The following is a 21,401-nucleotide window of genomic DNA, read 5'->3' as shown; positions in this document are numbered from 1 at the left end:
GCCCGCCTCCAAGAGGCGGGCCTTTTTCAGGCAGTCTGTGAAAAGGTCGTTCGACTCACTCAGCGTGCGACGCGCTGTCGTGTTCGATCTGCTCCTTGTACTCGAGCGCAGCGGCTTCGCTCTGGTAGACGCCGACCAATTCACCTTCTTGCTTCACGTCCCACAGATGCATGCCCAGGCCACGGGCTTCGCGGGACATATGGTCTTCGTCACGTTCGGTTACGGTAATGGTCATGCTGAATCTCCTTAGTCGAGCCCGCGCTACGGCTGGGCTTGAAATCCGATACTAGAGCGTTTCGCTGGCTGACCAAGGCAGATCTCGGCAATAACCCGTTACAACTTCTGCGACAATCTGTCGCGCTGACGGTTGTCGTTGCCCATAGCGGCCCGCCATTGCAGAGGAAATTGCGCCTCGGCAATGGGCGTCGCTACACATGCTGGACACTGGGAAAACCAAGTGACTACCTCCGCCCAACTGCGCCTGGCTACTCCGGCCGACGTGGACGCCCTGTTCGCCATCCGCACCTCAGTGACGGAAAACGCCCTGACGCGCGAGCAACTGGCCGACCTCGGCATCACCCTGGAAACCCTCGCCGCCGCCATCGCGGTCGAGCCCTGTGCCTGGGTGATGGAAGTGGCTGACGCCGTCGTGGGCTTCAGCCTGGTGGACTTGTCCGCTGGAGAGGTCTTCGCACTCTTCGTCAGACCCGAATGGCAGGGACAAGGCTTCGGTGCTCGCCTGCTGGCTGCTGCCGAAACGGCGCTGTTCCGGCGCCATGCCCTGATCTGGCTGGTCACCGATGGCACGGCTGCCGTGCGTGCCAATGTCTTGTACCGGGCCCGTGGCTGGCAGCAGGTCGCCCAGCTCGAGGGTAAGGATGTCCGCTACGAGAAGCAGCGTGGTGTGGAACGCAGTGCCGACGATATCGCCTGAGAGATCGGCTGTCTTCCCTGTCCTTCGGAGCTACCCCGGCGGAACCTCCGCTGCTAGAAAAGAAAACGCCCTCCGAAGAGGGCGTCTTGCCAGGGGCCTGGCTCAGTTGGCGCCTTTCACCTCGCGCCCATTGACCGTACCTTCCTTGAGGCTGGTCTGGTATTCCTTGCCGTCGCTCTCCTGCTGATAGAGACGCACCAGCAGGTAGTCCCAGTCCTTGGCGAACCACAGCTCGGTCTTGCGGCTGCTCTTGGTAGGGTCGCGCACGCGCTCCACCTTGATGGTGTCGAACAGGCCCAGCGGGGTGCGGATGCGCTCGGGACCGATGACGCGGAAGTCATAGGTATCGATGCTGTCACCGTCGGCGATCTGGTAGCTCATGCTCTTCTTGCCGTCGGCCACATCCTGCTGCAGCTTGAGCTGGTAGGTCGACTTGTCCAGCAGGCCGCGATCCAGGGGGAGGGTGACGGGATCGTCCTTGTCCTTGCCGGTGACTTTCTTGGCGGCCCAGTCGAAGGTCAACTCGCTTTCGCGGCTCTTGCCCAGACCACTGCGCTTGTACTGGTAGGTGTCCGGCAGGAAGGCGTCGCCCTCATGGCGGAAGGTGCTGGATTCACTGAGCCCCGCCACCAGCATGGAGGCTTCGAACTTCAACTCCCAGCGGCCATCGGCCTCTTTCTGCAGCGAACGCTCGGCAGAGCCGCTGACCGGCATCTGCTTCCAGTCGGCGGTGTAGCTGGCCGTGAACGGCTCCAGGTCGAAGGCGAAGGCCGAGGCGCTGCAGAGGGTGGCCAGTAGGAACAACAGACGTCGCATCAGGTTCTCCTTGGGTCAGGAAAGGGAGGCCGCTACCGTATTCGACGGTAGGGTGGCTCCAGTCGGCGGCAGCGTCTGGCCATCGAGCTCGGCACCCAGGGTACCCAGCCGTAGACGACCTTCGGCGAACAGCCGCACCGCCACAGGATAAAGGAGGTGCTCGGCGGCGTGTACCCGTGTCGCCAGGCTCTCCGACGTATCTTCGGCCAACACCGCTACCCGCGATTGCAGGACAACGGGTCCGCCATCCAATTCCTCGGTCACGAAGTGCACGCTGCAGCCGTGCCAGGCATCGCCGGCATCGAGGGCGCGCTGGTGGGTGTGCAAGCCCTTGTACAGCGGCAGTAGCGAGGGATGGACGTTCAGCAGGCGGCCCTGATAGCGCCGCACGAAGCCCGGGGTGAGGATGCGCATGAAACCGGCTAGCACCACCAGGTCGGCACCCTGGGCGTCGATGACGGCGGCCAGGGCCGCATCGAAGCTCTCCCGGTCGGGATGTTCGCGGTGATCGATCACCGCGGTAGGAATCCCGGCCTGGCGGGCCCGCTCCAGGCCATAGGCCTCGGCGCGGTTGGCGATCACCGCCGCGATCCGCACGGGCGGCCTCGCGGCGTCGATCAAGGCTTGCAGGTTGCTGCCGTGGCCGGAGATGAGCACCACCACGGCGCAGTCGGCAGGACTCATCCGTGCTGTTTCAGATTGTTCAACACGACCTGGTCGGCGCCGGCCGCGGCCTGTTCGATGCGGCCGATGACCCAGGGCTGCTCACCCTCGGCGCGCAGCACGCTCAGGGCGCCCTCGACCTGCTCCTGGGCCACGCAGATGACCATGCCCACGCCGCAGTTCAGCACGCGGTGCATCTCGGTCTCGTCGACGTTGCCCTGCTGCTGCAACCAGTCGAATACCGCCGGACGCTGCCAGCTGGCCACGTCCAGCACCGCCTGGGCGCCCTCGGGCAGCACGCGCGGGATGTTGTCCAGCAGGCCGCCGCCGGTGATGTGGGCCATGGCCTTGACCGCGCCGGTGTCCTTGATCAGCTTGAGCAGCGGCTTGACGTAGATGCGGGTGGGGGCCATCAGCAGGTCGGTCAGCGGCTGGCCGTCGAGCTGGATGTTCTCGATGTCGGCACCGGCCACCTCGATGATCTTGCGGATCAGCGAATAGCCGTTGGAGTGCGGACCGGAGGAGGGCAGGGCGATCAGGGCGTCACCGGTGGTCACCTTGGAACCGTCGATGATCTCGGACTTCTCCACCACGCCGACGCAGAAGCCGGCCAGGTCGTAGTCTTCGCCTTCGTACATGCCGGGCATCTCGGCGGTCTCGCCACCTACCAAGGAGCAGCCGGCCTGTTCGCAGCCGGCGCCGATGCCGGTCACCACCTGGGCGGCGACATCGACGTTGAGCTTGCCGGTGGCATAGTAGTCGAGGAAGAACAGCGGCTCGGCGCCGCAGACCACCAGGTCGTTGACGCACATGGCGACCAGGTCGATGCCGATGCTGTCGTGCTTGGCCAGGTTCATGGCCAGGCGCAGCTTGGTGCCGACCCCATCGGTGCCGGAGACCAGCACCGGCTGGCGATAGCCGGCCGGGATCTCGCACAGGGCACCGAAGCCCCCCAGGCCGCCCATGACTTCCGGGCGGGCGGTGCGCTTGGCGACGCCCTTGATGCGTTCTACCAGAGCCTCACCGGCGTCGATGTCCACACCGGCGTCCTTGTAGCTCAGCTGGGGTTGTTTGCTCATGAATCCTGGCCTTTAGCGAATGGCGAAACGAGCCGGCTGGCGCCAGCCGGCGATGAGGCGGGCGATTTTACCAGAAGCCGCGCTAAAGCACGCGGCATGCCGTGGCCTCCGGTCCGGCGCGAAAGGGCACCCGGCCGGTGCGCCGTGGTCTGAGCCTGACTGCCTGCGTCTTCGCCCGCTCGGCGCGCCCTCGTGATAGCCGCGCCCTTGCCCAGGGGGCAGGCGGCTTTTAAGGTATGCCCCTTGCCCCCTCTATGGAATCGCCATGCGCCGTCTCGTCCTTTCGTTGCTCGCCTCGCTACTGGTCCTGAGCCCGTTCGCCCATGCCGAGGTGGTGGACAACCTCTACCAGGTCCGCGAGCCGGTCACCTCGCAACAGCCGGACGAGCGTAACGCCGCCCTCAAGCGTGCCCTGCAGGAACTGGCGGTGCGGTTGACCGGTAATTCCCAGGCTGGCCAGAACCCTGGACTTGCCAGTGCCCTGGCGGCGCCTGAATCCCTTATCACCCAATACGGCTACGATGCCGGCCCGCCGCAGGTGCTGGTGGTCAACTTCGATCCGGCCGCCACCGAGCGCGCCCTCGGCCAGGCCGGCCTGTCGGTCTGGGGCGCCAATCGCCCGGTGGTGATGGTCTGGTGGCTCAATGACGCCGATGGCGGCGCCACCCTGCTGGGCGACGGCCAACCGGCCAGCGCCAGTGTGCAGCGTGGCGCCCAGAGCGCCGGCTTGCCGATCCGTCTGCCGCTGGCCGATCTCAACGAACAGCTGGCCGGTACCGCCGCCAATATCGACGCCAGCGATCCTACTGTCCTGCGCCAGGCCTCCGAGCGCTATGGCGCCAATGCACTGCTGGCCGTGCATGCCAAGCCCCAGGGCAATGGCTGGCAGGCCCAGTGGCGGCTGTGGAACGGTGGCGCCGTCGAGCAGGGCAGCAGCCAGGCGGCCGACCAGGACGCCCTGGCTGCTGCCGTCCTGCAGGATGTCGCCGCCCGCCTATCGAAGAAATTCGTCTCGCGCCCAGGCACTACCCAGCCGCTCACCCTGGTGGCCGACAACTCCAACTTCGAGCGCTATGCCCAGTTGCAGAAGGTGCTCGAACCCCTGTCGAGTCGGCTGGTGAAGGTCGAGGGTACCCAACTGACCTACGACCTCACCGCCAACCCCGATCAGTTGCAGGCACAGCTTGGTCTTGCCGGTCTGCAACCGACGACCGCACCAGCCGCTCCAGCAGCCCCTATGCCAGCAGCGTCGGGTACGCCAGTGGATGCCAATGCCGCACCGACGGCACCTGCCGCCCAGTCGGCGCCGAGCGGGCGTACCACCCTGTATTTCCGCTGGCCGTGAGGACGCCGCTCTATCGCTAAAGCGGCAGCTGCGAGGGGGCCGGGTTTTGGTTAGACTTGGCGCCCTCGCGAAACCGCCAAGAGCCGTTCGAGTCGGCATGATGCCTTTACAGCTGCCCCTGGGTATTCGTCTGCGTGACGACGCCACCTTCGTCAACTATTACCCGGGTGCCAATGCCGCGGCGCTCGGCTATGTCGAGCGCCTGTGCGACGCCGACGCCGGCTGGACGGAAAGTCTGATCTACCTCTGGGGCGGCGCGGGTGCCGGCCGCAGTCATCTCATGCAGGCCGCCTGCCATCGCCTAGAAGAGCTGGGCGAGCGCGCCATCTATCTGCCCATGGGTGAGCTGGCCGACTATGGCGTGGAGTTGTTCGACAATCTCGAGCAGTGCGAGCTGGTCTGCCTCGACGATCTCGATGCCCTGGCCGGCCAGCGGCGCTGGGAAGAGGCACTCTTCCACCTGTTCAATCGCCTGCGCGATGCCGGCAAGCGACTGCTCATCTCCAGTACGGCGTCGCCACGGCAACTGCCGGTGCAACTGGCCGATCTCAAGTCGCGCCTGACCCTGGCGCTGGTCTTCCAGCTGCGTCCGCTGTCCGACGAAGACAAGCTGCGCGCCCTGCAACTGCGCGCCTCGCGTCGCGGGCTGCACCTGACCGAGGAAGTCGGTCGCTTCATCCTCTCGCGCAATACCCGCAGCATGGACGCCCTGTTCGACATGCTCGAACGTCTGGATCAGGCGTCGTTGCAGGCGCAGCGCAAGCTCACCATTCCCTTCGTCAAGGAAATCATGGGCTGGTAGCCGCGCCGGTTGCCCCTAGAGCCTATTCAAAATCTGCTGCGCGTCGGCCAAACCGCGTTGAAAATGGCCTGGAAGGCCAGCCCCGCCTAGGCGGCCCCGTCGCAATGCTCATTTACCGCTTGTAAACCCGAGCGCGGGTCCGATCCGCTTCCTCAGCTATTTTCGCGGGGCCGCCTAGGCCTTGTCTGGCTCTAGCTCGCGAGATTTTGAACAGGCTCTTAGCCCCTCAACTTGCCGGCCAGGGTCGCCAGGCGCTTGCCCAGTGCCCGGCACAGGGCGATTTCCTGCTCGTCCAGCGCCCGCTTGCCATCGGCCCCGGCGAAATGGCTCGGCCCATAGGGCGTGCCGCCGCCCTTGGTTTCCAACAGGGCGCTCTCGCTATAGGGCAGGCCGGTAATGAGCATGCCGTGGTGCAAGAGCGGCAGCGCCATGGACAGCAGGGTGCTCTCCTGGCCGCCGTGCAGACTGGCGGTGGAGGTGAAAACACCCGCGGGCTTGTCCACCAGCGCGCCGGTCAGCCACAGGCTGTTGGTGCCATCGAGGAAGTACTTCATGGCGGCGGCCATGTTGCCGTAGCGCGTCGGGCTGCCCAGGGCGAGCGCCGCGCAATCGCGCAGGTCATCAAGGGTCGCATAGACGGCGCCCTGTTCGGGCACTGCCGGGGCGACGGCGGCGCATTCGGCGGATACGGCCGGCACGGTACGCAGGCGGGCGCTCAGGCCGCCCATCTCCACGCCACGGGCGACCTGGCGGGCCATCTCGGCGGTGGCGCCATGGCGGCTGTAGTAGAGCACCAGGACGTAGGCTTCGGGGGTCATTGCAGGATCTCCAGGACACGCTCGGGGGGACGACCGATGACGGCGCGCTCGCCATGCACGGCGATGGGTCTTTCGATCAGCTTGGGGTGGGCGACCATGGCTGCGATCAGGGCGTCTTCGTCCAGCGCCGGGTCGGCGAGATGCAACTCGCGATAGGCGTCCTCGCCGGTACGCAGCAACTGGCGTGCCCCGACGCCCAGCCTGGCGAGCAGCTCGCGCAGTTGCCCGGCATCCGGTGGCGTTTCCAGGTAAGGCACCACGGACACGGCTAGCTCGCGGCTTTGCAGCAGCGCCAGGGCCTCGCGCGATTTCGAGCAGCGCGGATTGTGATAGAGGACGATTTCACTCATGGGCTGATCCATAGAAGGTAAGATGCCCATTGTAGCGGGTTGGCGAGGACTGCCGCGCCAGCCCTTGACCGTGCCTTTCGAGGAACCGCCAATGTCGGCCCGCTTGCGTGAACTGCTGTCCTTCGTTCGCTATCTCGCCGAGCGCTTCATCGAGGACCGCGCACCGAACAACGCCGCGGCCCTGACCTATACCACCCTGTTCGCCGTGGTCCCGGTGATGACCGTGACCTTCGCCATGCTCTCGGCGATTCCCGCCTTCCAGGGTACGGAGGTCCAGATTCAGGCCTTCATTTTCCGCAACTTCGTGCCCTCCACCGGGGCGACGCTGGAGGAATACCTGCGCAACTTCATCGAGCAGGCGCGGCACCTGACCTGGCTCGGCGTCGCCCTGTTGGCGGTGACCTCCTTTTTCATGCTGGTGACGGTGGAAAAGACCTTCAACGACATCTGGCGCGTGCGTATCCCGCGGCGTGGCGTGTCCAGCTTCCTGCTCTACTGGGCGGTACTCAGCCTGGGGCCGTTGCTGCTCGGTGCCGGTTTCGCCATGAGCACCTACCTAGCCTCGGTGGCCCTGGTCTTCGGTTCCTACGGCATGTCGGGCGCCCAGGTCCTGCTCAAGGTCACGCCCCTGCTGTTCAGCATCGCCGCCTTCACCCTGATGTACGCCGCCGTGCCCAATACCCGAGTGCCCTTGCGTCACGCCCTGATCGGGGGCGCTCTGACCGGCGTGCTGTTCGAGGCGGCCAAAAGCCTTTTCGGGCTCTATGTCTTCTATTTCCCCGGCTACCAACTGATCTATGGTGCCTTCGCCACGGTGCCGCTGTTCTTGGTCTGGATCTACGTTTGCTGGCTGATCGTGCTGTTGGGCGCGGAGGTGGTCTGCAGCCTGTCCACCACCCATCACTGGCGCCGGGCACCGCTGCCTGCCTTCTTCGTCCTGCTCGCCGTGCTGCGGGCCTTCCTGGAGCGACAGCAGATTGGCTCCAGTCTGCATCTGGGCCGCCTGCACGACGCCGGTTGGAAACTGCCGGAGCACGAGTGGCATGCGGTGCTGGCCTTTCTCCAGCAGGAGCGCCTGGTGTGCCAGAACGACAGCGGCCATTGGGTGCTGTGCCGCGACCTGCATGGCTATGCCTTGCTGGATCTGCTGGACCGCGCGCCCTGGGCTCCCCCGTCGCCAGACTGCTGGCCGGCGGCCGAGCGCTTTCCCGGGGATTGGTATCCGCTGCTGCAGGAGGCCTTCGTGCGCCTGCAGGCGGAACGTCGCGAGTTGCTGGGTGGCAGCGTGGCGCACTGGCTGCGAGTCGCGCCACCACTGGAAGAAAGCGGAGTCGCGAGACGATGACCACATTGGCGCGCCATGCCCTGATCAGCGGTCGGGTACAGGGTGTCTACTATCGCGAAAGTACCCGGCAAGAGGCGCAACGACTGGGCGTCACGGGCTGGGTGCGAAATCTGGCTGATGGCCGGGTGGAGTGCCATCTGGAGGGTTCGGCTGAGGCGCTTGCCAGGTTGGAGAGTTGGCTCTGGCAGGGGCCTGCAACGGCGCAGGTGACGGCGGTGGAGCTGGAGGAGGTGGCCTTGGAAGGTTTCACCGATTTCCAGGTCAGGCGCGCGAACACCTGACCTGGAACGAGAGCCTTAGCGCGCCTTGAGGAAGCTGACGATCTCGGCCAGGGCGACATTCTGGCTGTCGCTGTCGGTACGGCCCTTGTATTCGACCACGCCCTCGTTGAGGCCGCGCTCACCCACCACCAGGCGATGGGGAATGCCGATCAGCTCCATGTCGGCGAACTTCACGCCAGGGCTGGTCTTCTTGTCACGATCATCCAGCAGCACGTCGAAGCCTGCTGCCTTCAGTTCGCCATAGAGGCGATCCGTGGCTTCCTTGACCGCGGCGTTTTCGTATTTCATTGGTACCAGGGCAACCTCGAAGGGCGCCAGGGCGGCCGGCCAGCGAATACCGCGCTCGTCGTGGTTCTGCTCGATGGCGGCGGCGACCACACGGGATACCCCGATGCCGTAGCAACCCATGGTCAGGGTGGTCGGCTTGCCTTCTTCGCCCAGCACCGCCAGCTTCATGGCCTCGCTGTACTTCGTGCCCAGTTGGAAGATGTGGCCCACTTCGATGCCGCGCTTGATCACCAGGGTGCCCTTGCCATCCGGGCTGGGATCGCCGGCGACCACGTTGCGTAGGTCGGCGACCTGCGGCAGCGGCAAATCACGCTCCCAGTTGACGCCGAAGTAGTGCTTGTCTTCCTGGTTGGCACCGATGCCGAAGTCGCTCATCAGCGCGACCGAGCGATCGACGATGCAGGGAATCGGCAGGTTCATCGGGCCCAGGGAGCCGGGGCTCGCGCCGATGGCGGCGCGGATCTCGGGCTCGGTGGCGAACACCAGGGGGCTTGCGACTTCCGGCAGGTTGGCCGCCTTGATCTCGTTGAGCTCATGATCGCCGCGCACCACCAGGGCGACCAGCTTGCCTTCCTCGGCACTGCGGACCACCAGGGTCTTCACGGTCTTCTCGATGGCCAGGCCGAATTTTTCCACCAGATCGGCGATGGTCTTGGTCTCGGGCGTATCGACCAGGCGCAATTCTTCGGTAGCGGCGCCACGCTCGGTTTCCCGCGGTAAGGCCTCGGCCTTTTCGATGTTGGCGGCGTAGTCGGAGCTGTCGCTAAAGACGATGTCATCTTCGCCAGAGCTGGCCAGCACGTGGAATTCGTGGGAGCCGCTGCCGCCGATGGAACCATTGTCCGCTTGCACCGGACGGAAGTTCAGGCCCAGGCGGCTGAAGACGTTGCAGTACGCCTGGTACATGGCGTCGTAGGTTTCCTGCAGCGAAGCCTGGTTGAGGTGGAAGGAGTAGGCATCCTTCATCACGAACTCGCGACCGCGCATCAGGCCGAAGCGCGGACGGATCTCGTCGCGGAACTTGGTCTGGATCTGATACAGGTTGATCGGCAACTGCTTATAGCTGTTCAGCTCGTTGCGCATCAGATCGGTGATGACTTCCTCGTGGGTCGGGCCCACGCAGAAATCCCGCTGATGGCGATCCTTCAGGCGTAGCAGTTCGGGACCGTATTGCTCCCAGCGACCGGACTCCTGCCACAACTCGGCGGGCTGGATGGCCGGCATCAGCACTTCGAGCGCACCCGTGGCGTTCATTTCTTCGCGGACCACGGCTTCCACCTTGCGCAGCACGCGCAGGCCCAGCGGCAACCAGGTGTAGAGACCCGAGGCCAGCTTGCGGATCATGCCGGCGCGCAGCAGCAACTGGTGGCTGATCACCACGGCATCGGAAGGGGTTTCTTTGAGGGTGGACAGCAGGAACTGACTGGTACGCATGGCTAGGCGGTCTGTCGGCATCAAGACGGGACCGGCATTGTACGGTGGGGTGGGGCAGGGCGTACAGGGACGCGGAGGGAGTCGGTCTAGGCTGGAAAAGCAACAGCCCGGCATTCGCCGGGCTGTTGGATCGTACGAGAAGCGCTGGCCTCTATTAGAGGATGTTCAGCGGGTACTCGGTGATGATGCGGAACTCGTTCACAGTGCCGCCAGTGCTGGCGTCGCCGCGGTGCCAGCTCTGGCGAACGCGGAAGGACAGGTCCTTGGCCGGGCCGCTCTGGACCTTGTACTTGGCTTCCACGTTGGTTTCGCGCTCTTTGGCGCCGTCCGCGTAGGCACCGTAGACACCGTTGGTGTCATCGGTGATGCCGCTACCGTAGACATAACGGGTCATGAAGCTCAGGCCCGGAACGCCCAGGGTGGCCATGTTCAGGTCGTATCGAGCTTGCCAGGATTTCTCGCCGGGGGCGTTGAAGTCCGAGTACTGGATGGAGTTGGCCAGGAAGATGCCGTCGCCACCACCACCGGTTTCAGCCGCTGCGTAGTCGAAGGGAGTATCGCCGTTGACCTTCTGGAAGCCCAGGGTGAAGGTGTGGGCATCGATGCTATAGGCGGCAGCCAGAGAGAAGGCGTTGTTGCTGATATCGCCCAGTTTGGCGCTGCCGGTATCCTTGGTGTAGTAGTAGTTGGCATCGAAGGTCAGGGACTGGTTGGCACTCAGCGGCTGAACGTAGTTCAGGTTGCCGTAGTACTGGTTCCAGAGATCCTTCATCTTGCCGTAGTAGACAGATGCGGAGAGCTGGTCGTTGAAGCTGTACTTGCCACCTGCGTAGGAGGCGGAACGAGCAGTCTCGCCCGAGTAGGAGGTGCCGATGTCGCCGTCGTGGAAGGTCTGGATGCCGTCACGGGTAGCCGTGAAGTAACCCGCTTCAAGGAACAGCTTGTCGATTTCTTCGCTGGTCAACATGAAGCCGGTGCCGTTGGCCGGGAACAGGCGGCTACCACCTAGGGCGAATACCGGGGAGGTGGGCTGCAGATTGCCGTACTTCAGCACGGTATTGGAGATGCGGACCTTAACGGCGGCGCCAGCAGTGGAGTATTCGTCGGCAGGCTCGCCGCGGCTGTTACGTGGCAGGTTGCCGGTGCCGGAAGTGCCAGCGCCACCGTCGAGCTTGAGGCCCAAGTAACCGAAGGCATCCACACCGACACCCACGGTGCCCTGAGTGAAGCCCGACGAGTAGTTCATCAGGAAACCTTGGGTCCAATCGATACGATCGTTGGCGCCGTTTTTCAGGTCCCGGTTGAAGTAGTAGTTCCGGTTCAGCAGGGTCAGCTTGCTGTCTTCAACGAAGCCCTTGGATTCGGACTGTTGATCGGCGAATGCCATTTGAGTGGTCCCTGCGGCTACTGCCAGGGCGATAACGCTCCACTTCATCGCTTGCATCAGAAATGCTCCTTTGGGTTGAGGATCAGCCATCGTGTCAGCCGTGGCTGTTTGTTCTAATGGCGGCACATATAGCACCTCTCTTGGAGAGGCGATAGGTTTTATCAAAAAATTGCATTGAATCGATGAATTAGCCAGTCCTCTTAAGAAATGTCCTTAAGAGTTCCCGGCCTGATCGGTCGTTGCACGGAAATCGTGATAGCAAAAAGCGTGCACAAACCGTCGTGTTCAATCTTGTGCCTTCTAGGACTCGCATCCGTTTGGTTGTAGGCAAGAGTTTTGGCGGAGGGTGTTGCACCTTTATGACACCAAAGGTTTCACTAGCTAGCGGCTTTGCACACTTTTAGTGCTGACTGGCTTTGGCAGGAGATGAGATGTTCCAACTCGATTCACGACTGGCTGGCGACACCCTGGAAGTGGCGTCCTTGACGCTTTGCCGGGTTTTGCTACTGAACGATCGCCGTTATGACTGGCTGGTACTGGTGCCGCACCGAGAGAGTGTTACCGAGATCCTCGATCTGGCACCGGATGATCAGCAACAACTGTGGCAAGAAGTGACACTTGTGGCTCAGGTGTTGCGTAACACACAGCCGGGTCACAAGTTGAATATCGGCGCCTTGGGTAACGTCGTCAGACAATTGCACGTGCATCTGGTCTTACGTTGCGAGGAAGACCCGGCGTGGCCAGGGCCTGTTTGGGGGCATTCACCCCGTGAGCCCTATGCTGATGAAGAAGGGCAAGAGGCGGCGGGTCGTTGGCGGGCCTTGCTCGAACGGGAGAGGCAGGCATGACGCTCGAAGAACGTATCGCCGAGCTCGAGATACGGCAGGCCTTCCAGGATGACACCATCCAGGCGCTCAATGATGTCATCGTCGAGCAGCAGAAAGCCTTGGATCGCTATGCTGCGCAGATCCGGATACTGGCGGAGCGGCAGGCCGAATTGCAGACCGCGGGTGGTGGTGGTGCGCCGGACGAGGCACCGCCACCGCACTACTGAGACCCGGTCCGCAGCTGAATCTTGTTGTCGCCCTGACGTACGTGCCTGGGCGTATTTGCCGGCTACTCTAGCGCTACTGCATTGTTGCACTTTTTTGGTGCAGTCCGGCCTCGTCCCCTGTGGAACTCGCTCCGGGAGAGGCCTGTCCTCTGCGGAGCGAAGCCCACAGCACCTTCAGGACGGAGTACGGTTATGGCGTTTTTCACCGCTGCCAGCCAAGCGGATTTCCAACAACAACTCAAGAATGCCCTCGCGACCCATGTCGAAGGGGCTACCCTCGACCAACTGGAGCGCTTCACCGCCCAATTCTTCGGCATCGTCCCGCTGGAGGAACTGACCCAGCGCCGTCTTTCCGATCTGGTCGGGTGTGTGCTGTCGGCTTGGCGGCTGTTGGAGGTCTTCGAGTCCCAGGAGCCGCGGGTCCAGGTCTTCAATCCGGATTACGAGCGGCATGGTTGGCAATCGAGCCACACCGTCGTCGAAGTACTGCATGCGGATTCGCCGTTCCTGGTGGATTCGGTGCGCATGGAGCTCAATCGTCAGGGCTACAGCGTCCACACCCTACAAAACAGCGTGCTCAGCGTGCGGCGGGACGCCCAGGGTCGCCTGGTCGAATTGCTGCCCAAGGGGCAACAGGGCGAGGGGGTCACGCGCGAGGCGCTGATGTTCCTCGAGATCGATCGCTGCGGGACCGCCACTGAGCTGCGCGCGCTGGAGGCGGCGCTGCGGGAGATCCTCGGCGAGGTAGAGCTGGCGGTGGGAGACTTCGCCGCCATGAAGGCCAAGGTCGCCGACCTGCTGGTCTGGCTGGACGAGCGTCCGGTGGGCGTCGAAGAGGGCGAGCTGGCCGAGGTCAAGGCCTTCCTCGATTGGCTGCGTAACGACCGATTCACCTTTCTCGGCTACGAAGAGTTCACCGTTGAAGGTGAGGGCGAGACGGCGGTGCAGCGTTATGCAGCCGAATCGCTGCTAGGCTTGTCGCGTCGTCTGCGTGGCCGTCCCGAGACCGCCGCGGTGCCCCTTTCCGGCGAGCCACTGCGCTATCTACGTGAGCCGGTGCTGCTGTCCTTCGCCAAGGCCGCCGATCCCAGTCGCGTGCATCGGCCGGCCTATCCCGATTTCGTTTCGCTGCGTGAAGTGGATGCCAGTGGCCGGGTGGTACGCGAGCATCGCTTCATGGGGCTCTATACCTCCAGTGTCTACAACGACAGCGTGCGCGAGATTCCCTACATCCGCCGCAAGGTAGACGAGGTACGCCGCCGCGCCGACTTCGACAGCAGCGCCCACCTCGGCAAGGAGCTGGCCCAGGTTCTCGAAGGCTTGCCCCGGGACGACCTGTTCCAGACCCCGGTTGACGAGCTGTTCAGTACCGCCATGGCCATCGTGCAGATCCAGGAGCGCAGCAAGGTGCGCGTCTTCCTGCGCCGCGATCCCTATGGCCAGTTCTTCTATTGCCTGGCCTACGTGCCGCGTGACATCTATTCCACCGAAGTTCGCCAGCGCATGCAGCAGATCCTCATGGATCGCCTGCATGGCACCGACTGCGAGTTCTGGACCTTCTTTTCCGAATCGGTGCTGGCCAGGGTGCAGTTCATCTTGCGCGTCGATCCGCTACAGCCCCAGGACGCCGATCCGGCTCGCCTGGAGCAGGAGATGGTGCAGGCCTGCCGCAGCTGGAAGGACGATTTCGCCAGCCTGATGGTGGACAGCTTCGGCGAAGCCCAGGGCACCTCCATCCTGGCCGACTACCCGCTGGGCTTCCCGGCCGGTTATCGCGAACGCTTCGCGCCGCACCTGGCGGTGGTGGATATGCGCCACCTGCTGGCGCTGAACGACGAGCGCAGCCTGGCCATGGGCTTTTACCAGCCGCTGACCCAGACCGGCGACAATATTCTGCATTGCAAGCTCTACCACGCCGATACGCCCCTGGCGCTGTCGGATGTGTTGCCGATCCTGGAAAATCTCGGCTTGCGCGTGCTCGGCGAATTCCCCTACGAGCTGCGCCATCGCAATGGTCGCCGCTACTGGATTCACGACTTCGCCTTCACCACCGTGGCAGGTCTGGAACTGGACCTGCAGCAGCTCAACGACACCTTCCAGGACGCCTTCGTCCAGGTGGTGGAGGGCCAGGCGGAAAACGATAGCTTCAACCGCCTGGTGCTCACCGCCGGATTGCCCTGGCGTGACGTGGCGGTGCTGCGTGCCTATGCCCGTTATCTGAAGCAGATTCGCATCGGCTTCGACATCGGCTACATCGCCGCCACCCTCAACGCCCACGTCGACATCGCCCGGGAACTGGTGCGGCTGTTCCGCATGAAGTTCTACCTGGCACGGCGCATGACCAGCGAAGACCTGGACGACAAGCAGCAGCGCCTGGAGCAGGCCATCCTCAGTGCACTCGACGACGTCGCGGTGCTCAACGAGGACCGCATCCTGCGGCGCTACCTGGATCTGATCAAGGCGACCCTGAGGACCAACGTCTTCCAGCCCGACGCCGCCGGCAAGGCCAAGGCCTACTTCAGCTTCAAGCTCGATCCCAAGGCCATTCCCGAGTTGCCGCGGCCGGTGCCGCGCTACGAGATCTTCGTCTACAGCCCGCGGGTGGAAGGGGTACATCTGAGATTCGGCAACGTCGCCCGCGGTGGCCTGCGCTGGTCGGATCGCGAGGAAGACTACCGCACCGAGGTGCTGGGCCTGGTCAAGGCGCAACAGGTGAAGAACTCGGTGATCGTGCCGGTAGGCGCCAAGGGGGGCTTCGTACCGCGCCGCCTGCCGACGGGCGGCTCACGCGACGACATCCAGGCCGAGGCCATCGCCTGCTACCGCATCTTCATCAGCGGCCTGCTGGATATCACTGATAACCTGAAAGAGGGGGAGGTGGTACCACCCGCCGCGGTGGTGCGCTACGACAGCGACGATCCCTATCTGGTGGTGGCGGCCGACAAGGGCACCGCGACCTTCTCCGACATCGCCAACGGCATCGCGCGTGACTATGGCTTCTGGCTCGACGACGCCTTCGCCTCCGGTGGCTCGGCGGGTTACGACCACAAGAAGATGGGCATCACCTCTCGCGGCGCCTGGGTCAGCGTGCAGCGCCACTTCCGCGAGCGCGGTATCGATGTGCAGACCGATCCGGTCACGGTGGTGGGCATCGGCGACATGGCCGGCGACGTCTTCGGCAACGGCCTGCTGCGCTCGCGCAGCCTGCAGCTGGTGGCGGCCTTCAACCACCTGCACATTTTCATCGATCCCAACCCGGACGCCGAACGCAGCTATGTCGAACGCGAGCGCCTGTTCAACCTGCCGCGCTCCAGCTGGACCGATTATGACGCCAGTCTGATCTCCCAGGGCGGCGGCATCTTCCCGCGTAGCGCCAAGCGCATCGCCATCAGCCCCGAGATGAAGGCGCGCTTCGATCTGCAGGCCGATCACCTGACCCCCAACGAGTTGATCCATGCGCTGCTCAAGGCGCCCGTGGACTTGATCTGGAATGGCGGTATCGGCACCTATGTGAAGGCCAGCTTCGAAAGCCATGCCGACATCGGCGACAAGGCCAACGACGCCCTGCGGGTGGATGGCTGCGACCTGCGCGCCAAGGTGGTGGGCGAGGGTGGCAACCTGGGCATGAGTCAGCTGGCGCGGGTGGAATTCGGTCTGCATGGCGGTGCCTGCAACACCGACTTCATCGACAACGCCGGCGGCGTGGACTGCTCCGACCATGAAGTCAACATCAAGATCCTGCTGGGCGACGTGGTCTCCGCGGGCGACATGACCGTCAAGCAGCGCAACACCCTGATGGTGGAGATGACCGACGAAGTCGGCGAGCTGGTGGTCGCCAACAACTATATGCAGACCGGCGCGCTGTCCCTCGCCGAATACCGGGCGCGCACCCATCTGGCCGAGTACCAGCGGCTGATCGTGGATCTCGAAGGCCGCGGCAAGCTGGACCGCACTCTCGAATTCCTGCCCAGCGACGAGGTGCTGGCCGAGCGGGCGGCCAAGGAACAGGGCCTGACCCGGGCCGAACTGTCGGTGCTGATCTCCTACAGCAAGATCGATCTCAAGGAGCAGTTGCTCGCCTCCTCGGTACCGGACGACGACTATCTCGCTCGCGATATGCAAGGGGCCTTCCCGAAGCGGCTCACCGAGCAATTCCCCGAGGCGATGGCACGGCATCGTCTCAAGCGTGAGATCGTCGCCAACCAGATCGCCAACGATCTGATCAATCACATGGGCATCACCTTCGTGCAGCGCCTGCGCGAATCCACCGGCATGAGCGCCGCGGATGTCGCCCGGGCCTACGTGGTCATGCGCGATGTCCTGCACCTACCGCACTGGTGGCGGCAGGTGGAAGCCCTGGATCACCAGGTGCCGGCCGAGTTGCAACTGCGCCTCATGAGCGAACTGATGCGCCTGGGGCGGCGGGCTACCCGCTGGTTCCTGCGCAGTCACCGCAGCGGCCTGGATGCCGGGGCCGCGGCGGCCTTCTTCGGGCCGCGCATCGCGGCGCTGGGGGTGCGCCTGGACGAACTGTTGCAGGGTGAGCCGCGCCAGGACTGGGAAGAGCGCTTCCGGGCCTATACCGAGGCGGGCGTACCCGAGCTGCTGGCGCGGGTGGTGGCAGGGACCAACCACATCTATACCCTGCTACCGGTGATCCAGGCGGCGGACGTCACGTCCCAGGACCCGCTGGAAGTGGCGGCGACCTGGTTCGCGGCAGGCGACGTGCTGGATCTCACCTGGTACCAGCAGCAGCTCAACCAGTTGCCGGTGGCCAATGCCTGGCAGGCCCTGGCACGAGAGGCCTTCCGCGACGAGGTGGACGTGCAGCAGCGCGCCATCACCGTTGGCATGCTCAATCTTGCCGAGGCCTCCAGCGATCCGGAAGCGCGGCTGTCGCTGTGGCTGGAACAGCACCGGGCGGCGGTAGAGCGCTGGCGTGGCCTACTGGTGGACCTGCGTAACGCCAGCGGCCAGGACTATGCGATGTACAGCGTCGCCAGTCGCGAACTGGCGGACCTGGCCAGCAGCAGCGCCTGACCTAGGGCGGCGCTATCGCTGGCTGTCGATAGCGCCTTAGGTTCTGTACGAAAAGTCGCCGAGCGAAGGTCAGGCGAGGCCTAGGCGGCCCCGCGAAAAAGGCTGAGGAAGCGGACCGGGCTCGCGAACGAGTTTACGAGTGGTAAATGAGCATTCCGACCGGGCTGGCGACCCAGGCCTTTTTCAACGAAGCATCACCGAGCGTAGGCATTTTTCGTACAGAACCTAGCTAGGTGATGAAAGGGCAGCGTACCTGAGGTGCGCTGCCCTTTTCTTTGCGCAAAGGAGAGGGCGCGCTACTTGGCCAGCGCTTGCAAGCCCTGCAACAGTGCCTGATGGAAACGCTCCGGCGCCTGCATCTGCGGGGCGTGGCCAAGGTCGTCGAATTCCACCAGGGTCGCCTGGGGAATGCGCTTGGCTGCGGCTCTGCCCAGTTCCGGGTAGTGGCCCAGGCGTGCCTTCACCTCCGGTGGCGCCGCGTCCTTGCCAATGGCGGTGGTGTCGCGCTGGCCGATCAGCAGCAGGGTGGGCATGCGCAGTTGGCCAAATTCGTACACCACCCGCTGGGTGTAGATCATGTCGTAGAGCAGTGCCGAATTCCAGGCGACCCTTTGCTTGCCCGGCCCTGCATTGAGGCCTGCCAGCATGTCCACCCACCGCTCGTAGCGCGGTGACCATTGGCCCGCGTAGTAGGTGGTGCGTTCATAGTCGCGAATGCCCGCCGCCGAGGTTTTCAGTTCCCGTGCGTACCACTGGTCCACGCTGCGATAGGGCACGCCCAGCGCCTTCCAGTCTTCCAGGCCGATGGGATTGACCAGCACCAGTTGTTCGGTGGTATCCGGATAGAGCAGGGCGTAGCGGGTCGCCAACATACCGCCCGTCGAATGGCCGATCAGGGTGACCTTGGCGATACCCAGATGGTCGAGCAGGGCGTGGGTGTTCGCCGCCAATTGCTGGAAGCTATATTGATAGTGTGCCGGCTTGGTGGATTTGCAGAAGCCGATCTGATCGGGCGCGACCACGCGATAGCCGGCGGCGCTCAGCGTGCGAATGCTGTCCGCCCAGGTGCCGGCGCAGAAGTTCTTGCCGTGCAGCAGGACCACTGTGCGACCGTTCGCCCGGCCGCTGGGCGCTACGTCAAGATAGGCCATTTCAAGCGGTTGCTGCTGGGACTCGAAGGCGAATTGCCGCACCGGGAAGTCATAGTCGAAACCTTCCAGGCGTTCACCGTAGGCAGTGGCGGCCACGGCGAGTGGGCTTGCGAGCAGGGCGGCCAGCGGCAGAGCGAGACGCAGGGACATGGGCGAGATCCGATCCTAAAACAGCTCCGACCGGGTAGCGACGACGAAGATTCCAGGTCGGTCCCGGCCGCTGTGTCGCAGTCGATGTCGAAGCGAGGATTCATGCCGTATCGCTTCGCCTCCCGTGTCGGGTCTGATAGGCTGGCAGGACGCTTTTTCGTTCATGCGCACCTCCTTCATGCGCTTCTTTCCGATTACGTGAGGTTTCCGGTTTGGCGCTTGAGTCCCATTCCACGACGCAGCCCGATGCACTGGCCGATTGCGCCAATGAGCCGATCCATATTCCCGGCAGTATTCAGGAGCATGGCTTCCTGTTCGCCGTGGAAGAGCCGGATCTGCGCATCGTCCAGGCCAGCGCCAACGTGCGCGAGTACCTGGGTGTGGCGGTGGAAGAGGTGGTCGGTCGAACCCTGGGCGAATTGCTGCCGCGTATGGATTTGCCCGCCATGATCGCGGCGCTGGATCAGGAAGAGCAGAATCCTTCCTATCTGGGGGATGTGACCCTCGGTCCGCGCGACCAGGTCTTCGCCCTGTTCATGCATCGCTTCGAAAAGGTGCTGATCGTCGAATTCGAGGCGCCGGTGGACAGCAGTCTGGGCCTCAATACCCTGTATCCCATGGTGCGGGTGTTCATTGAACAACTGCATCAGGCGGAAACGGTCGAGGCCATTGCCAAGCTGGCGGTCCACGAGGCCAAGCGCATCTCCGGCTTCGATCACGCCATGATCTATCGCTTCGACGAAGACGGTCACGGTCAGGTGCTGGCCGAGGAGCGTGATCCGGGCGTGCCGAGCTACCTGGGCCTGAGGTTTCCGGCATCGGACATCCCCGCTCAGGCGCGGCGGCTGTATCTGGCCAACCGCATCCGGGTGATCGGCAATGCCTACTACCAGCCCTCGCCGTTGCAGCCGCAAGACAATCCGCTGACAGGCCAGCCACTGGACCTGAGCTTCGCCCACCTGCGTAGCGTATCGCCGGTACACCTGCAGTACATGAGGAACATGGGGACCCTGGCCTCGATGTCCGTGTCCATCGTGGTCGGCGACCGGCTCTGGGGTCTGGTGCTCTGCCATGATCGCCAGCCGCAGCGGGTGTCCTTCCAGACGCGCACCGCCTGCGAGTTGTTCGGCCGGGTGCTATCCCTGCAACTCGACGCCGCCGAGACCCATGCCGAGTCCGACCGACGTCTCGCCCTGCGCCAGTCCATGGTGCAACTGCTGTCGAGCATGGCGGATCGCGACAGCGTCTGCCAGGGCCTGCTCGACCTGCCGCAGGTCTACCTGGACTTCGCCCGGGCCCAGGGTGCGGCCATCATTTCCTCGGACGGCACCGAGTTGATCGGTCAGACGCCGCCGCGTGAACAGGTAGACGAGTTGATCGAATGGTTGTCGACCAACGTCAAGGATCACTACGCGACCGACAACGTCGCCAAGGACATCGCCGAGCTACCCAGGCTGGCCCAGTATGCCGCTGGCATTCTCGCCGTACCCATCTCCGAGCTGCATTCCCACTACCTGATCTGGTTCCGCGCCGAACTCGTCCAGGTGGTGAACTGGGCGGGGCGCCCAACCAAGCAGGAGAGCGACGACGGTCGACTCTCGCCGCGGCAGAGCTTCGTGCTCTGGCAGGAGACGGTGCGTGGCCTTTCGCTGCCCTGGTCGGCATTGGAAGTCGAGAGTGCGCTCGAATTGCGTAATGCGGTCCGCGGTATCGTGCTGCGCAAGGCGGAAGAGCTGGCCGAGCTGGCCGAGGAACTGCAGCGCAGCAACAAGGAGTTGGCGGCCTTCTCCTACAGCGTGTCCCACGATCTGCGGGCGCCACTGCGGCACATCGCCGGTTATGCCGAGCTGCTGGGCGATATCGAGGGTGGCAAGCTGTCCGAGCGGGGGCGACGCTTCCTCGAGAACATCGGTTCCTCCGCCCGCTTCGCCGGTAGCCTGGTCGATAATCTGCTGAGCTTCTCGCAGATGGGCCGCGCCGCGATCCGCTATTCCGACGTGAACCTCACGGCGCTGGTGGAGGCCATCCGCGAAGAGATGGCGCCGGACTATGCCGATCGCCAGGTGGAGTGGCGGGTTGGCGACTTGCCCGTGGTGATCGCCGATGCGGCCTTCGTCCATCTCGCCTTACGCAACCTGCTGGCCAATGCCATCAAGTACAGCCGTTACGCAGATCCCGCGGTGATCGAAATCGGCACCCAGCCGAGCGATTCCGAGGACATCGTCTTCGTGCGCGATAATGGCGTCGGCTTCAACATGGATTACGTGGGCAAGCTGTTCGGGGTCTTCCAGCGTCTGCACCATGTCGACGAATTCGAAGGCGTCGGCATCGGCCTGGCCAGCGTGCGTCGCATCATCGAGCGTCATGACGGTCGCGTCTGGGCCGAAGGCGCCGTGGGCGAGGGCGCCACCTTCTATTTCGCCTTACCTAAACAACGACCGTCGCCGGTACACAAAAGGTAGTT

At 64.0% G+C, this 21,401-nt stretch carries 18 protein-coding genes; 9 read left to right on the top strand and 9 right to left on the bottom strand.

Features of this window, described 5'->3' with window-relative positions:
* Positions 1-55: 55 nt before the first annotated feature.
* Positions 56-235, bottom strand: a complete 180-nt coding sequence (locus FAZ11_RS16805; RefSeq protein WP_058760597.1) for a hypothetical protein — start codon at positions 233-235, stop codon at positions 56-58.
* A 222-nt stretch (positions 236-457) separates the two neighbouring features.
* Between FAZ11_RS16805 and FAZ11_RS16800 the strand changes: the two genes are divergently transcribed.
* Positions 458-934 carry a GNAT family N-acetyltransferase gene (locus FAZ11_RS16800; protein ID WP_240043599.1) on the top strand — a complete coding sequence of 159 codons (477 nt, stop codon included), beginning with the start codon at positions 458-460 and terminating at the stop codon, positions 932-934.
* 102 nt (positions 935-1,036) lie between these two features.
* Here FAZ11_RS16800 and FAZ11_RS16795 read toward each other — a convergent pair whose 3' ends face one another.
* From FAZ11_RS16795 to purM, 3 genes are read right to left on the bottom strand one after another with little or no spacing between them, the layout of a single operon-like run.
* Positions 1,037-1,750 (bottom strand): DUF3108 domain-containing protein, encoded by a 714-nt coding sequence (locus tag FAZ11_RS16795; RefSeq protein WP_058760595.1) that lies wholly within the window; start codon positions 1,748-1,750, stop codon positions 1,037-1,039.
* 15 nt (positions 1,751-1,765) lie between these two features.
* The gene (purN, locus tag FAZ11_RS16790) at positions 1,766-2,434 is read right to left on the bottom strand and encodes a phosphoribosylglycinamide formyltransferase (protein WP_058773423.1); all 669 of its coding nucleotides are present in this window, start codon (positions 2,432-2,434) and stop codon (positions 1,766-1,768) included.
* Entirely contained in the window at positions 2,431-3,492 is a 1,062-nt protein-coding gene (gene purM, locus FAZ11_RS16785) for a phosphoribosylformylglycinamidine cyclo-ligase (protein WP_058773424.1), read from the bottom strand. The genes purN and purM overlap by 4 nt, the downstream gene beginning before the upstream one ends.
* Positions 3,493-3,757: 265 nt before the next feature.
* Between purM and FAZ11_RS16780 the strand changes: the two genes are divergently transcribed.
* On the top strand, positions 3,758-4,837 hold the full coding sequence (locus FAZ11_RS16780) for a DUF2066 domain-containing protein (RefSeq protein WP_058773425.1): 1,080 nt from the start codon (positions 3,758-3,760) through the stop codon (positions 4,835-4,837).
* A gap of 97 nt (positions 4,838-4,934) precedes the next feature.
* On the top strand, positions 4,935-5,639 hold the full coding sequence (gene hda, locus FAZ11_RS16775; RefSeq protein ID WP_058760591.1) for a DnaA regulatory inactivator Hda: 705 nt from the start codon (positions 4,935-4,937) through the stop codon (positions 5,637-5,639).
* A gap of 218 nt (positions 5,640-5,857) precedes the next feature.
* Here hda and wrbA read toward each other — a convergent pair whose 3' ends face one another.
* Both wrbA and arsC read right to left on the bottom strand, forming a co-directional pair.
* Positions 5,858-6,457 carry an NAD(P)H:quinone oxidoreductase gene (gene wrbA / locus FAZ11_RS16770; protein ID WP_058766781.1) on the bottom strand — a complete coding sequence of 200 codons (600 nt, stop codon included), beginning with the start codon at positions 6,455-6,457 and terminating at the stop codon, positions 5,858-5,860.
* Positions 6,454-6,807, bottom strand: coding sequence for an arsenate reductase (glutaredoxin) (gene arsC / locus FAZ11_RS16765; protein ID WP_058766780.1), 354 nt, complete (start codon positions 6,805-6,807; stop codon positions 6,454-6,456). The genes wrbA and arsC overlap by 4 nt, the downstream gene beginning before the upstream one ends.
* A gap of 91 nt (positions 6,808-6,898) precedes the next feature.
* Between arsC and FAZ11_RS16760 the strand changes: the two genes are divergently transcribed.
* Both FAZ11_RS16760 and FAZ11_RS16755 read left to right on the top strand, forming a co-directional pair.
* Positions 6,899-8,152, top strand: a complete 1,254-nt coding sequence (locus FAZ11_RS16760; protein WP_058766779.1) for a YihY family inner membrane protein — start codon at positions 6,899-6,901, stop codon at positions 8,150-8,152.
* On the top strand, positions 8,149-8,433 hold the full coding sequence (locus FAZ11_RS16755) for an acylphosphatase (protein WP_058766778.1): 285 nt from the start codon (positions 8,149-8,151) through the stop codon (positions 8,431-8,433). The genes FAZ11_RS16760 and FAZ11_RS16755 overlap by 4 nt, the downstream gene beginning before the upstream one ends.
* 15 nt (positions 8,434-8,448) lie before the next feature.
* Here FAZ11_RS16755 and FAZ11_RS16750 read toward each other — a convergent pair whose 3' ends face one another.
* Positions 8,449-10,155, bottom strand: coding sequence for a proline--tRNA ligase (locus FAZ11_RS16750; protein WP_058766777.1), 1,707 nt, complete (start codon positions 10,153-10,155; stop codon positions 8,449-8,451).
* Positions 10,156-10,309: 154 nt separating this feature from the next.
* Complete coding sequence (locus FAZ11_RS16745; protein WP_058766776.1) at positions 10,310-11,599, bottom strand: OprD family porin; 1,290 nt, start codon at positions 11,597-11,599, stop codon at positions 10,310-10,312.
* Positions 11,600-11,973: 374 nt separating this feature from the next.
* On the opposite strand from FAZ11_RS16745, the gene FAZ11_RS16740 reads away from it, so the two are divergent.
* From FAZ11_RS16740 to FAZ11_RS16730, 3 genes are all read left to right on the top strand, one after another.
* Positions 11,974-12,390, top strand: a complete 417-nt coding sequence (locus tag FAZ11_RS16740; protein WP_081049755.1) for an HIT domain-containing protein — start codon at positions 11,974-11,976, stop codon at positions 12,388-12,390.
* Positions 12,387-12,596, top strand: coding sequence for a SlyX family protein (locus FAZ11_RS16735; protein ID WP_058766774.1), 210 nt, complete (start codon positions 12,387-12,389; stop codon positions 12,594-12,596). The genes FAZ11_RS16740 and FAZ11_RS16735 overlap by 4 nt, the downstream gene beginning before the upstream one ends.
* 192 nt (positions 12,597-12,788) lie before the next feature.
* Entirely contained in the window at positions 12,789-17,636 is a 4,848-nt protein-coding gene (locus tag FAZ11_RS16730; protein WP_058773426.1) for an NAD-glutamate dehydrogenase, read from the top strand.
* A 296-nt stretch (positions 17,637-17,932) separates the two neighbouring features.
* Here FAZ11_RS16730 and FAZ11_RS16725 read toward each other — a convergent pair whose 3' ends face one another.
* Positions 17,933-18,937 (bottom strand): alpha/beta fold hydrolase, encoded by a 1,005-nt coding sequence (locus FAZ11_RS16725; RefSeq protein ID WP_058774115.1) that lies wholly within the window; start codon positions 18,935-18,937, stop codon positions 17,933-17,935.
* 212 nt (positions 18,938-19,149) lie between these two features.
* On the opposite strand from FAZ11_RS16725, the gene FAZ11_RS16720 reads away from it, so the two are divergent.
* A complete protein-coding gene (locus FAZ11_RS16720) occupies positions 19,150-21,399 on the top strand; it encodes an ATP-binding protein (protein WP_058774114.1) in 2,250 nt (749 codons plus the stop codon).
* Positions 21,400-21,401 lie beyond the last annotated feature (2 nt).

The organism is Pseudomonas rhizoryzae (assembly GCF_005250615.1).
GTDB classification, from domain to species: Bacteria; Pseudomonadota; Gammaproteobacteria; order Pseudomonadales; family Pseudomonadaceae; genus Chryseomonas; species Chryseomonas rhizoryzae.
Note: the sequence above shows the minus strand (reverse complement) of the source record. Positions and strands in the feature narration are given on the sequence as shown.

Bases quoted from the DNA above. Each gene is read 5' to 3' on its own strand.
- FAZ11_RS16805 (WP_058760597.1), bottom strand. From the start codon at position 235: ATGACCATTACCGTAACCGAACGTGACGAAGACCATATGTCCCGCGAA.
- FAZ11_RS16795 (WP_058760595.1), bottom strand. From the start codon at position 1,750: ATGCGACGTCTGTTGTTCCTACTGGCCACCCTCTGCAGCGCCTCGGCC.
- purN (WP_058773423.1), bottom strand. From the start codon at position 2,434: ATGAGTCCTGCCGACTGCGCCGTGGTGGTGCTCATCTCCGGCCACGGC.
- purM (WP_058773424.1), bottom strand. From the start codon at position 3,492: ATGAGCAAACAACCCCAGCTGAGCTACAAGGACGCCGGTGTGGACATC.
- FAZ11_RS16780 (WP_058773425.1), top strand. From the start codon at position 3,758: ATGCGCCGTCTCGTCCTTTCGTTGCTCGCCTCGCTACTGGTCCTGAGC.
- hda (WP_058760591.1), top strand. From the start codon at position 4,935: ATGATGCCTTTACAGCTGCCCCTGGGTATTCGTCTGCGTGACGACGCC.
- wrbA (WP_058766781.1), bottom strand. From the start codon at position 6,457: ATGACCCCCGAAGCCTACGTCCTGGTGCTCTACTACAGCCGCCATGGC.
- arsC (WP_058766780.1), bottom strand. From the start codon at position 6,807: ATGAGTGAAATCGTCCTCTATCACAATCCGCGCTGCTCGAAATCGCGC.
- FAZ11_RS16760 (WP_058766779.1), top strand. From the start codon at position 6,899: ATGTCGGCCCGCTTGCGTGAACTGCTGTCCTTCGTTCGCTATCTCGCC.
- FAZ11_RS16755 (WP_058766778.1), top strand. From the start codon at position 8,149: ATGACCACATTGGCGCGCCATGCCCTGATCAGCGGTCGGGTACAGGGT.
- FAZ11_RS16750 (WP_058766777.1), bottom strand. From the start codon at position 10,155: ATGCGTACCAGTCAGTTCCTGCTGTCCACCCTCAAAGAAACCCCTTCC.
- FAZ11_RS16745 (WP_058766776.1), bottom strand. From the start codon at position 11,599: ATGCAAGCGATGAAGTGGAGCGTTATCGCCCTGGCAGTAGCCGCAGGG.
- FAZ11_RS16740 (WP_081049755.1), top strand. From the start codon at position 11,974: ATGTTCCAACTCGATTCACGACTGGCTGGCGACACCCTGGAAGTGGCG.
- FAZ11_RS16735 (WP_058766774.1), top strand. From the start codon at position 12,387: ATGACGCTCGAAGAACGTATCGCCGAGCTCGAGATACGGCAGGCCTTC.
- FAZ11_RS16730 (WP_058773426.1), top strand. From the start codon at position 12,789: ATGGCGTTTTTCACCGCTGCCAGCCAAGCGGATTTCCAACAACAACTC.
- FAZ11_RS16725 (WP_058774115.1), bottom strand. From the start codon at position 18,937: ATGTCCCTGCGTCTCGCTCTGCCGCTGGCCGCCCTGCTCGCAAGCCCA.